General features: G+C 70.1%; 10 protein-coding genes and 2 pseudogenes. 7 read left to right on the top strand and 5 right to left on the bottom strand.

Annotation, left to right across the window (positions count from 1 at the left end; translation table 11 throughout):
• Positions 1-478: 478 nt before the first annotated feature.
• Together ACWGKT_RS38645 and ACWGKT_RS38650 are read left to right on the top strand one after the other, a co-directional pair.
• Positions 479-1,897: a hypothetical protein gene (locus ACWGKT_RS38645; RefSeq protein WP_453277340.1), complete on the top strand. Its 1,419-nt coding sequence runs from the start codon at positions 479-481 to the stop codon at positions 1,895-1,897.
• Between the two features lie 428 nt (positions 1,898-2,325).
• Entirely contained in the window at positions 2,326-3,330 is a 1,005-nt protein-coding gene (locus ACWGKT_RS38650) for a hypothetical protein (RefSeq protein ID WP_453277341.1), read from the top strand.
• Between the two features lie 217 nt (positions 3,331-3,547).
• Here ACWGKT_RS38650 and ACWGKT_RS38655 read toward each other — a convergent pair whose 3' ends face one another.
• Positions 3,548-3,736, bottom strand: coding sequence for a hypothetical protein (locus tag ACWGKT_RS38655; RefSeq protein ID WP_453277342.1), 189 nt, complete (start codon positions 3,734-3,736; stop codon positions 3,548-3,550).
• Between the two features lie 452 nt (positions 3,737-4,188).
• Here ACWGKT_RS38655 and ACWGKT_RS38660 point away from each other — a divergent pair, with 452 nt between their 5' ends.
• Positions 4,189-4,860 (top strand): hypothetical protein, encoded by a 672-nt coding sequence (locus ACWGKT_RS38660; protein WP_453277343.1) that lies wholly within the window; start codon positions 4,189-4,191, stop codon positions 4,858-4,860.
• Between the two features lie 16 nt (positions 4,861-4,876).
• Here the strand turns inward: ACWGKT_RS38660 and ACWGKT_RS38665 are convergent.
• The 4 genes and pseudogenes from ACWGKT_RS38665 to ACWGKT_RS38680 all read right to left on the bottom strand — a co-directional run bounded on the left by ACWGKT_RS38665 (position 4,877) and on the right by ACWGKT_RS38680 (position 8,206).
• A pseudogene (locus ACWGKT_RS38665) lies at positions 4,877-5,791 on the bottom strand (replication-relaxation family protein).
• A 65-nt stretch (positions 5,792-5,856) separates the two neighbouring features.
• A pseudogene (locus ACWGKT_RS38670) lies at positions 5,857-6,306 on the bottom strand (ATP-grasp peptide maturase system methyltransferase); the annotation flags it as partial.
• A gap of 260 nt (positions 6,307-6,566) precedes the next feature.
• Positions 6,567-7,040 (bottom strand): hypothetical protein, encoded by a 474-nt coding sequence (locus tag ACWGKT_RS38675; RefSeq protein WP_453277344.1) that lies wholly within the window; start codon positions 7,038-7,040, stop codon positions 6,567-6,569.
• Positions 7,041-7,054: 14 nt separating this feature from the next.
• Positions 7,055-8,206: a helix-turn-helix domain-containing protein gene (locus ACWGKT_RS38680; RefSeq protein ID WP_453277345.1), complete on the bottom strand. Its 1,152-nt coding sequence runs from the start codon at positions 8,204-8,206 to the stop codon at positions 7,055-7,057.
• 311 nt (positions 8,207-8,517) lie between these two features.
• Here ACWGKT_RS38680 and ACWGKT_RS38685 point away from each other — a divergent pair, with 311 nt between their 5' ends.
• From ACWGKT_RS38685 to ACWGKT_RS38700, 4 genes are all read left to right on the top strand, one after another.
• Positions 8,518-8,916 carry a hypothetical protein gene (locus tag ACWGKT_RS38685; RefSeq protein WP_453277346.1) on the top strand — a complete coding sequence of 133 codons (399 nt, stop codon included), beginning with the start codon at positions 8,518-8,520 and terminating at the stop codon, positions 8,914-8,916.
• Positions 8,913-9,143, top strand: a complete 231-nt coding sequence (locus ACWGKT_RS38690) for a hypothetical protein (protein ID WP_453277347.1) — start codon at positions 8,913-8,915, stop codon at positions 9,141-9,143. Before ACWGKT_RS38685 ends, ACWGKT_RS38690 begins: the two co-directional genes overlap by 4 nt.
• Before the next feature lie 214 nt (positions 9,144-9,357).
• On the top strand, positions 9,358-10,290 hold the full coding sequence (locus ACWGKT_RS38695; RefSeq protein WP_453277348.1) for a radical SAM/SPASM domain-containing protein: 933 nt from the start codon (positions 9,358-9,360) through the stop codon (positions 10,288-10,290).
• 14 nt (positions 10,291-10,304) lie between these two features.
• Positions 10,305-11,150: protein-L-isoaspartate O-methyltransferase family protein (locus ACWGKT_RS38700; protein ID WP_453277349.1), on the top strand; the 846-nt coding region annotated here is incomplete at its 3' end.

Here is an 11,150-nt window from a genome sequence, read left to right on the forward strand (position 1 = left end):
CGCACCGCACCGGGGCCAGCGCCTTACGCCAGTGCGCAGAAGGACACCACCAGACCCGCGAGGGCGGCCTGCGCATCGGGACACCCGGCTCTGCGCACGACGACATGGGGTTCCCCCCGGACGTACTGCGCACCCGCCGCACGCAACCCGACTGCGCACGACCCTCGCTCGGGTGCGCACCCCGATTGCGCAACGCCCAGCCGAGGCTGCGCCATCGGGCTGCGCACTCCCTGCGCACCGTGCCGGGCAGGCTTGGTCGGCCCGACCATGACCCCGACCACGGCAGCTAGAACGCCGCGTTGCCGGATCGTGACCGATGGTCGGGCCTCATGGCCGTCAGCCTGGTCGGGGTCGGCGGATGAGCTGACGGCATGGAACGCACGTACGCCTACGCACCCCTGCCCACCGGCCGCCCCACCCCGGTGCGCACGGTGCGCTGCCGCGGCCACCGCACGCGGTTCGTGCCCAGGGCGGCGCGATGAGCGGCTTCGGAGCCGGGGTCCGCCGCGGGGTGATGGCGGCCGATCAGTTCACGCAGATCGCGAACGGGCTGTTCCGCGACAGCCGGATTTCGTACCGGGCGAAGGGGCTCTTCGGCTACATCAGCATCCACCGCAACGGGTGGCTGGTGACCATCGCCGCCCTCGTCGCCCTGGGTCCCGACGGGCGAGACGCGGTGCGGGCGGGGCTGAACGAGCTGGAGAAGTTCGGCTATCTGGGCCGCGATCGTGTGCGCCGCCCGAACGGCACCCTCGCAGAGGTCCTCTACAGCATCACCGACCGGCCCGCCGCCCCGGACATTTTGCCGATCGACCCAGCATCGGCACAGGCCTTCCGGGAGCCCGGCAGCGACGCTGGATTCGGCGCGGGGATCCGCCGCGGGGTAATGGCGGCCGATCAGTTCACGCAGATCGCCAACGCGCTGTTTCGCGACAGCCGGCTCTCCTTCAAGGCCAAGGGACTGTTCGGCTACATCAGCACCCACCGGGACGGCTGGCAGATCACCGTCGCCAATCTGGCCCGGCACGGCCGCGAACGCGTTGACGCGGTGACCACCGGCCTGGAGGAACTGGAAAGTCACGGGTTCCTGCTGCGGGAACGCGACCGCAACGCCGACGGCACGCTCGGGCAGGCCCTGTACTTCATCACCGACCTGCCCGCCTGGCAAAACCCCAGCTCACAACCAGAGTCGGGTTATCCAGGATTGGCTGAGCCAGTGTTGGCTGATCCCGGCACTAAGAACACCATCGTTAAGAAGACCAACAAGCAGAAGACCAACCCCCTCCGTCCGTGCGACCGCGGCGACGCCGCGTGCACGAACGCAAGGACGGTCCCCTCACAGGCGACAGCATCCCCGGCTCTGCCGCCGGCCGACGAAATGCACGAGGGCATCCGGCTGCTGCTGGAGATCGGGGCGAGCCGTCCAGAACTCCTGCTGACCGGGCCGGCGCTGACCGATCAGGGCCGCGTGGCGACCGTGATGCTGGACTCCGGCTGGAGCGCCGAGCAGCTGCGCCACGTCATCACCGGCCGGCCCCTGCCGAACCCGGTGCGCACCTCGGTCGGCGCGATCATCGCCGCCCGGCTTCGCGCAGCCCAGGCCTACCCGCCGCCCGTCACCGTCGCCTGCCTCGACGCGGGCGAGCTGGACGAGCCGTTCGCGGCCGCGACAGCGGAGCGGTCATCGGCCGCAGCGGCCGGCCGAACCGTGAGCGAAGCCCTCACCTATCGGGCCCTCGTGGAATGCGCCGGCTGCGGCGTGCCCGCAACCGCCCCCGGCGAAGACCTCTGCCCGGCCTGCCTCGGCTGGCCGCGGTGCCGCACCTGCCCCGGGCCGACGCGCAAACGAGCCCACCCCGACGGCGACGGCCGCTGCACCACATGCGCCTCCGCCTGACCCACCAACCGGAAGGAAGCAGCCCGTGACCGACACCCCCCGCACCCCACCGCCGACCGCGGCCGCGCACCACCGGCACCCCTTCACCCTCGACCCAGGCCGGTGGGAGGCGGAACACGCCCGCGCCCTGCGCACCGGCCACGTCCGCGACCACACGTGCACAGCCGAGTGCGAACCCGTGCTCGTCTACGAGCGCACACGGTGGGGCTGGCCCGCCTGGACCATCCCAGGCGACGGCTCCCGACCCGAACTCCCCCACCAGATAGGGGTCCTCACCCCATCGGCGACGCGCACACAGCGCGCGGCCCTGCGCTGGCTGACCAGGCGCCCCCGCCCTGCGCATCGGACTGACGCCCACCATCCCCGGCTCTTTACGCTTCTCCACCCTCACGGCCGCCGCCATCAGCGTGTTCGCCGGCCTTTTCGCCATGACCCATGGCATCCCCGCCGGCGTCGCCCTGCCCGCGATGGCGCTCGCGCCGCTGCTCGCCGAACACCTGCCGGGCACGCTGGACGCCCGGGCCCGCGAACACGTCCGCAGCGTCGAAGACGCCAGCGCCTGCCGCTGCCTCCAGCGCCTCGCCACCCTGCAGACCTACCTCGTCCAGGCCGCCGCCGTCAGCGACCGCTACGAACTGCGCCGGTCGGCCGAGATCGGCCAGCACCTGCTGTGGGACGCCGCCGACCTGCTCCAGACCCACGACACCCGCTCGGCCTCATGCGAACTCATCGCCCGCGAACGGCTGATCCTCCAACTCGCCGACCAGGTGGCCCAGATCCTCAAGAGCCCATGCGCACAGTCAGGGCCAGCCGCCGCCGACCAGGCCCATCAGCACACGCCCGGCCCCTCACCGCTGAAGGGAACACTCCTCATGACCCAGCCCGCGCCCGACCCGGCTGCCCGCAATGCAGACATCTACCTGCTCTTCGCGCACGAGCCCTACTACCCCGGACCCGGAACCCAGGAGATCAACACCACCGTGGTCGCCGCCGACACCCTGCTCCACCCGCACGTACTCCAGCCCGACGGCACCCGGATCCACAACCTCCTCACCCGGGAACGGCAGCCGGGCGAGATCGTCCCGCTGGCCACCCTCACCCACGAACTGAACGGGGGCAGCGACTGGCCGGCGGTCGGCGACTGGGAAGGTGTCACCGCCGACCTGGTGCAACTTGTGCAGACACAGAGGTGCGACGCCCTCAGCCTCGGACTTCCCGAAATCGCCCGGGCCCTGATCTGCACCGGCCCCGACAGCCAGGTGCGGGCCTTCGACGCGGCAGCCGGGGGGCTCACCGTCTACGGACCGGACGACCGCACCAAGGTCCTGACCGAGGTCGGCATGCTCCTCACCGGCATCGCGGCCGAGCAGCCCTTCTGGCCGGGCGACGGACTCCTGCCGCCGCTATCCCAGAGCGCCGCAGAACGACAGTAGGAGCAGGGGACGCTGATCAAGCGGCCCTGACGATTCAGACAAACGACTGCCGCCCAGGACCAGTGTCCGGGGGCGGCAGCCTGATCAACAGCTATGGCCAGCCGACGCAATGCGCTGGACTGCTGAACACGGCCCACGGAGCGTGGGCATCCCGTGGAAGGTTGTGGAGTCTCCCAGCGAACCGCAGTACGCGGGTGTCGCCGGTATGGCTGGTCGGTCAGCGGATGAGCCACACCGACAGGACGCCGGCTCCTGTCGCGAGCGCACCCATGAGCCTGTAAGGCGGGCGATGCAGGGTGATGCGCAGTTCGGCGAAGCGCAGCTCGAAGAACGGCTCAGCCTGTTGGTGCTGCCCGTCGGGCGCGGCCGGCTGCTCATGGCCGGGTCGGATCGGTGTGACGGTCATGAGGTCAGTCCTCCTTGGAGGTGGATGGCACGGAAGAAAGGGGCGTGGATGCGGCTCATGACACCCCTTTCGGCGCCGAGTTCTTCACCGCATCCGGTCAAGCTGCTGTGTGAGCAGGGGGCGGTCCGGGTCGTCGTACAGCAGGGCGATGAGCTCGGATCAGCGCGAGACGCGGACCAACGCCGAAGCCCCGCCGGATGAGCAGCGGGGCTTTGGGAACGCAGCGACGATATGGCCGGCGAGAGTTAGCCGTGACCTGCGGTTTTCCTTGCCGCCGGAGCGACGCTGCCCGCCGGCTTGAGCAACTGCCCGCCATCCGTGGCCTTGTCCGGCGTTCCGGCTGGCGGCCTCAGCGCGGCGGGCGTGCTTCTACCGGGCAGACCCCGGCTGATAGGACGGCGACCTGGTGGGGCAGCATCTGCTCAGCCGTTGCCTGACCGTGAGGGGTCGCCATGCATTCCACCCGCCGCGCCGGTTCATCCGTGGCGCTCGCCTGCCTGATGCTGTCCGGCTGTTCCGTCTCGCTCGGCACCGGGTCGGCATCGGGGAGCCAAAGTCCAGTCGGGGGAGCGTCGGGAACGGCCGCGCCGACCGGTGGGATGTCCGGCCCGATCGCGGTGGGTGCTGGTCCGCAGAAGCACTACACGGTGCAACAGCAGCCGGCCGCGGGCTCCTGCCACTACCGCTACGAGAGAGGGGAGCCGATCGAGGACCCCCAGTGCACGCCGGGCGCGATCTCCCCTGCCGTCACGCAGGCGAACCTGAACTCGACGATCTGTCGCAAGGGCGGCTACACGTCCGGCATCCGCCCGTCCGCGTACGTGACGGGCAAGGAGAAGCGGCTGAACGCGGCCTCCTACGGCTACACCGGGCGCATGGGCGATGCCGAGTACGACCATCTGATCAGCCTTCAGCTGGGCGGCGACCCCAATGACTACCGCAATCTGTGGGTGGAGCCCGCTGACCCCGGCCACCGCTCGGGCTCTGGCGTCAACAACAAGAAGGACCCGGTGGAGACCAAGCTGCACACCGCGGTCTGCAAGGGCCAGGTCACGCTCGCGGCCGCGCAGAAAGCGATCGTCACCGACTGGACCACCGCCCTGACCACCCTCCACCTCGGCTGAATTGCTGGCGGGGGGCTCACAGATCTGTCCACGCACGTGGCTTACCGCCGGCCAGAGGCTGCCACACGTCCCGTGCAGGACCGTGCTGCTCAAGGTCTTCCAGTACGGCGGCTCCCAGTCGGACCTCGCGGGCGAGGGCGGAGACAAGCGGGTGCTGAGCAACCATCGCCTGCAGATCGCTCATTCGATTCTCCAGCCTGGCCCGGGAGGCACCGGTGAGCACGAAGAGCACACGGGGAAAGACCGGATACCAGCGCAGCCAGGCGGGACCTGCGGCGGCTTGCCTGCGCCGGCCGACGGGCTGGGCCTCGTACTGGAACAGGCGGGCGTACTCGATCAGTTTCACGGCCAGCCGTTCGCTGCTCATGGTGCTGCGGTCGACTTCCACGAACGCCCGCAGCTTTCGCCGGTGCTCGCGCTCGGCGACGGTGTAGTACATGACCGCGTCGGCGACGATCCGTTCACCCTCGCCGATCGAGTGGGACACCTCGGGGGTCCAGTCCCAGGGGCCGTGCTCGTGCCCGAGCCGGCGGGCATCTTCGGCGAAGGCGAGGTGGGCGCGTACGACGGCCAGCGTGTGCGGGGTCTTCAGCGACGCTGCCGTGGTCGAGGTGATGGGGTAGGGCGGCCGCCCCCGCAGGACCGGCAGGTCCCGGGTCAACCGAGCGCCGTCCGGCGTGAGCTACCAGGCGTTGGTACGGGTTCGGTTCGCGTCCGGCAGCACCGTGCAGTCGACGAAGCCGTCGGCGCGCAGTCTGTTCAGAACGCGGGACATCAGCTGCCACGTGCCGTCCGGTCGCAGCATCCGGCGCAACTGGCTGGTGGTGGCGATGCGGTGCTGGGCGAGCGCGGCCAGCACCTGAGGCGACAGGGGTTCAGCGGGGCTGGACGCCGATCTCCCGGCCGAAGTGTTCAATGGGGGGCTGGTCATGGGATCGAGAAAGCCCGCAAGCCCCGACCAGACCCCCGACCACGGAGTCCCGACCATGGTCAAGAACGTTCGCAGGCCAGAGCGGTCGAGTACCCGGTGCCGGTTCCGATCTCCAGCACGGTGTGACCCTCGTGCACGTCGGCGTCGGTCCACATCCGCACGACCAGGGACGGCCGTGTGGATGAGGAGGTCGGTGCTCCGCCGTGCCGGGCGGCCGGTGCTTTCCAGTCGGGTTCGTCGCCGTCGAACTGCGTGATGAGCGTGGTGTCGCAGTACGCGGCGGCCAGCCACCGGCCGTAGTCGAGTTCGGCGGTGACCGGCTCCCACACGGTCAGCCCCTGACCGTCGCGCTGGCCGGAGGCCAGGTAGAAGCCGGGCACGAACCGGTGTCGGGGCACTGTGGCGACGGCTGCCCGCCAGGCGGGATCGGCCAGGACGCCGTCGGCGGCGAGGGTCTTGGTCATTGCTGCGCGCAGCCGCGCGGAGTCGGCTTCCGGGTCGGCGGGCATCGTCATCGCGCCGCGCCTCCTTCCGTGCTCGTGGTGAGGATGTCGGCGAACGCTGTCGTGATGGTGCCGGCGTCGGGCGGCCAGTCCCACTGGCCGTTGGGGTTGCACTCGATGAACACCCAGTCCTCGGGCCGGTTCCCGTTGCTGGTGAGGGCGAAGTCGAAGCAGTCGAAGACCAGGCCGAAGGTGCTCAGGTAGCTGTACAGCGCGGCCTCGATGGGTGCGGGGACGGCAATGGGCGCTGTCTGGCTTGTTGGCCGTGTTGCTCAGCGGGTCGCTCCTTCGGGCCAGAGGATGTGTACGGGGGTGCCCTGTCGTTGGGCGTAGGCGACGACGTCGGCGGTGCCGCCGTAGCCGCGGGCGGGCTGGCTGTCCCAGACGGCGAGGAGTTCGTCGACGAGGCCGACGAGGATCTCGCTGCCGGTCATGTGGGCCTGGGAGTCGGAGGTGGTCATGCCGGTTTCGTGCACGTCGCAGGCTCGGCTCAGCAGCTTGTCGTAGGTGGGGTGGTGCCAGTCGGGGAGGCTTTGGCGGTACTCGGCGGCTGGCACGACGATTTCGATGCGGCCGCCGTGGGTGAGGACGGCTTGGGCGAACCAGGAGTCGGGGCCGTCCGCTATGCATGAGACACCGACCAGTTCGGCCGGGTCGTACTTCTTGACGGCGTCGGCCAGAAGCGCCCGGACCTGGGCTTCGACCTCGTTGCTCAGTCCGCGGTGTCCGGTGATCCCTACCCGCATGCTTTCACTCTTTCTCACAGGTAGACGCCGTGGAGGCGTTCGTCGAAGTCCCTGACTACTTTGGGTGGTGAGGACAGTGCGAGCGAGCGTCGCACGGCTCGAGCCCGTTCCACGATGCGCCCGGACCGGTAGTGAAGGCCGCTCTCCAGTGCCCGGGTTGCGAGGGAGAACGCGCCCTCGACACGTCCGGCTGCCAGGTGTCCGGCGGCGATGTCGAGGAGGAGCAGGGCCCTTTGCTTGGCGTGGCCGGTGGCGAGGGCGTTGACGTCGTCGGCGAGGACCCATCGCGGCAGGCCGAGCCAGGCTCCGCAGGTCAGCCGGTGGGCGGTGACCTTTTCGGGGGTGAAGCTGAACACCCAGGGCCATGGTGGCGGCGCTTGGTCGGGCAGGGTCTCGGCCACCTTTCGGGAGTGTGTCAGTGCCTTGTCTGTGGCATGTCGGTCGCCGAGGGCTGCGTGGCCGAGGGCTTCGATGCTGGACAGCCAGGCGTCGGCGACGGGCGGGCATTGCTGGCCGAGGGCGCGGCGGGCCCGGCGTGTGAGGTTGAGGGCTTGTGTGCCGTTGCCGGTGTGGGCTTCGAACTGGGCGAGGCTTCCGGCCTGGTAGGCGGTGAGCAGCGGGTCGCCGGCCGTTCGGGAGGCGTTGATGGCTGCGCCGTAGCGGGCGCGTGCGGAGCCGTGGTTGCCCATGTCCCAGGCGAGCCAGCCGGCGAGGCTGGCGGCCTCGCTGCCGACGGCGGCTAGACGTGCACGCTGTTCGCCGGTGGCGTTGCGTGCTGTGGCCTGGATGAGCCGCAGATGGGCTTGTACGGCCTCTTCGAGGTCCTGCGAGGGGGTGGAGCCGTCGAGTCGTCTGTAGGCGGTCGTGGACAGGCGCAGGGCGGCCGCCTGGCTGGTGCCGGTGGCTGATGGTATGGCTGCCAGGACGGGTGATGCGGCTGCTGCTGCGGCTCCGCCGAGGAGGGCGCGTCGGTGCATGTCATCGTCGTCTCTCGCCTGTGCCTGCGGTCGGCCGCCGGAGAGTCCGACCAGGTGGGGCGGGATCTCCAGGTGTGCGGCTGCCGCGGCTAGGGCGTCGGTGCTGTAGGTGCGCGGGCCGCGCTTTTCCAGGCGGGAGATGGCCGACTGCGACATGCCCAGCGCTTGTCCGAGCTGGACTTGGGTCACGCGCCGGTCCTTGCGGACCAGTTCGATGACCCTGCCGTAATCGCCTCGCCGGGACGCTTCCCGGATCTCTGCCGCCTGCTGCACGGCTCACCGAGTCCCAGCGGCCCACAGCGCCTGCCCGTACCCGCCCGGCGGGTATCCGGATGCGTGTGCCGCATGCGTGATGGTTCCACAGCACTCGGTGATCGTTGACTGGTCGTCAGCGGCAAACGCTCCGGCCAAGGCCGAAGTTGCTGCCGCGTGGGGCGTTTCCGCCTCCTCTGACGGGCACGCCCCGGACCGTCACCGCCGCGAACCACAACGAGGTCCCCATGACCGCTACGGAGCAGGAGAACCAGACCGAGTTACCCGCCGCCGCACGGGCTGTGCTGTACGTGTGCGTCGAGCAGGGCCGCCAGATGCCCACACTCGCCACCGAACGCGCCAAAGAGGAGGGCAAGCAGTTCGCGACGTCGCGTGGCCTGACCATCGTCGACACCATCACCGACCCCTATGGGGAGCCCGAGCCATTGCGCCGTGCGGGGTGGACACGCGTTCGCGGCCTGGCCGAGGGCGCCGAGGCCGGCACGGCCATCGTCCGATGGCCGGCTGCCATCGCGCCTGAAGGCTCCCGGGAGCTGAGACACCGCGAGATCCGCTGGCTGCACGACCACGGCGTGCACGTCTGCTACTCGTGGGAACCACTTGCCCGGGGCGGTGAGGCGCGGTGAAGGACCTCGGGCTCGAGCACCACGACCACGGGCTTCTGGGCCGCAGGGTCCTCGACACCGCAACTGGCCGCATCGGCGTCCTGCAGGCCATCGCGCCGGACGGGACGTCGCCGAAGCCGGTCGCCTGGCTGCGACCGGAAGACGGCGGCATCGAGTGGACCACGGCGACCGGCTCGATCGAGGCCATCGCGCCTAGCACCCACCAGAGCCATCCGAAGGAGAACTGATGAGCGGCTCCCACGCCCGCCCGTCGCGCCCTGGCCGGGCGGTGACTTTCTTAGCCGTCCTCGGCGTCGCCCCGCCCGTGATCCTGATCGGCCCGAGCCTCCTGGACACCGCGCACGGCACAGCCCGCGCACCAGCCAAGACCCGCCCCGAACTGCCGCCCGAAGCCCCCGCGCCGGACATACAAAGGGCCGCATCACACCAAGGAGAGAACGTATGACGATCGCTCCCGAGGCACACTCAACACCCGCAGCCCTGACGTTCCTTGAGCTGGAACTCACGAACCGCTGCCAACTCACCTGCTCGTCACACTGCTACGCCCAGGCCGGGCCGACGAAGGACCACGGCACCATGACCGCCGAAGACTGGCGCAGCGTCATCGACGAAGCCGCCGCACTCGGCGTGAAGACGGTGCAGTTCATCGGCGGCGAGCCGACCATACACCCCGACTTCACCGAACTGGTCGAGCACACGCTGGAGATCGGGCTCGGCGTCCAGGTGTTCAGCAACCTGTACCGGGTGCGGCGAGAGCACTGGAAGCTGTTCGCGCACCCGAAGGTCACCCTGGGCACCTCGTACTACTCCGACGACCCGGACGAGCACGATGAGATCACCGGTCGCAAGGGCTCCCACGACTCCACCCGGGCGAACATCGCCGAAGCGGTACGCCGCGGCATCCCCGTGAAGGTCGGCATCATCCACATACGCGACGGGCAGCGCACCGAGGAAGCCCGCGCCGAGATGGAAACCCTCGGCGCCACTCGAGTGCACGTGGACCGGGTGCGCGCCATTGGCAATGCGGCCAAGAGCGCGGTACTGCCGTCCACGTCGGAGCTGTGCGGCCGGTGCGCTGACGGCAAGGCCGCCGTCCTGCCAGACGGCACCGTGACCCCGTGCGTGCTGGGCCGGTTCCTGCCGGCAGGCTCGGTGAAGACGGCCGGGCTGAGGGCGGTGCTCGCTGGGCAGCGGTGGGCGCACGTTGCAGCGTCGATCCCTCGCAATCGCGCCACCTGCGTGCCGGACAGCTGCACACCCAAGGAGGACTCCTGCCAGCCCTCCCCGGGAGTGGTCGCGGCCTGCAATCCTGACCAGGACGGCTCTGACTGCTCGCCGGCCGAGACCCCGGCGTGTGAGCCGGCGTACGACTAGAAGGCGGTGCACCGATGGAGTGGAAGACGCACGCACGGCGCCTGGCCGCCGATGTCCTTCGGCCGGAGTCACGCTGGTATGAGCCGCTCGCCACCACGCCACGACACGTGTTCGTGCCCCGCTGGTGGGCGCGCGGCGATCAGGCGTGGGAGCTGCGTGACGGGCCGTCCGACTCCGGCGCATGGATGCGGGCCGTCTACGCGGACCGGACACTGGTGACCCGGATCGGCCCTCACCATGCCGACCACGCCGGGCTCGGCGCCACCGTCTTTCATGGGGACCCCACCTCATCGTCAACTCTGCCGGGGCTGGTCGTGGCGATGTACCGGCACGCGATGATCGCCGACGACTCGCGCGTGCTCGTGACGACCGGCACCGGCTATGGCACCGCGCTGCTGTGCCAGCGGCTGGGTGCCGAACGGGTGACGAGCGTGGACGTCGACCCGTACCTCGTGAAGGCCGCGAGTGATCGGCTCGACTCCATCGCGCTGCACCCGCACACGGCCGTCTGTGACATCACCGGCCCTCTGCCGGGCGAGTTCGACCGAATCGTGTCCACGGTGTCCGTACGGCCCGTTCCCGCCTCGTGGCTGGCCTCCCTCCAGCCCGGAGGACGACTCGTGACCACCCTCGCGGGCACAGGGCTGATCGTCACCGCCGACAAGACCGAGGACGGCGGCGCCGTCGGCCGGACCGAGCCGGACCCGGCCGGATTCATGCGGACCCGGACCGCAGACGACTACGAGCGGCCCACGGATGACCTGTGGGAGAAGATCCAGGGCGCCGACGGCGACAGTGTCACTACGAGCCGGTATCCGCTGCTGTACCCGCCCGATGCGTGGGATGTGTGGTCGATGCTT

The sequence above is a fragment of the Streptomyces sp. NPDC054794 genome (assembly GCF_053611585.1).

Excerpts from the sequence above, each read along its gene's own strand:
- ACWGKT_RS38655 (WP_453277342.1), bottom strand. The coding sequence starts at position 3,736 with ATGACCGTCACACCGATCCGACCCGGCCATGAGCAGCCGGCCGCGCCC.
- ACWGKT_RS38660 (WP_453277343.1), top strand. The coding sequence starts at position 4,189 with ATGCATTCCACCCGCCGCGCCGGTTCATCCGTGGCGCTCGCCTGCCTG.
- ACWGKT_RS38695 (WP_453277348.1), top strand. The coding sequence starts at position 9,358 with ATGACGATCGCTCCCGAGGCACACTCAACACCCGCAGCCCTGACGTTC.
- ACWGKT_RS38675 (WP_453277344.1), bottom strand. The coding sequence starts at position 7,040 with ATGCGGGTAGGGATCACCGGACACCGCGGACTGAGCAACGAGGTCGAA.
- ACWGKT_RS38650 (WP_453277341.1), top strand. The coding sequence starts at position 2,326 with ATGACCCATGGCATCCCCGCCGGCGTCGCCCTGCCCGCGATGGCGCTC.
- ACWGKT_RS38645 (WP_453277340.1), top strand. The coding sequence starts at position 479 with ATGAGCGGCTTCGGAGCCGGGGTCCGCCGCGGGGTGATGGCGGCCGAT.
- ACWGKT_RS38685 (WP_453277346.1), top strand. The coding sequence starts at position 8,518 with ATGACCGCTACGGAGCAGGAGAACCAGACCGAGTTACCCGCCGCCGCA.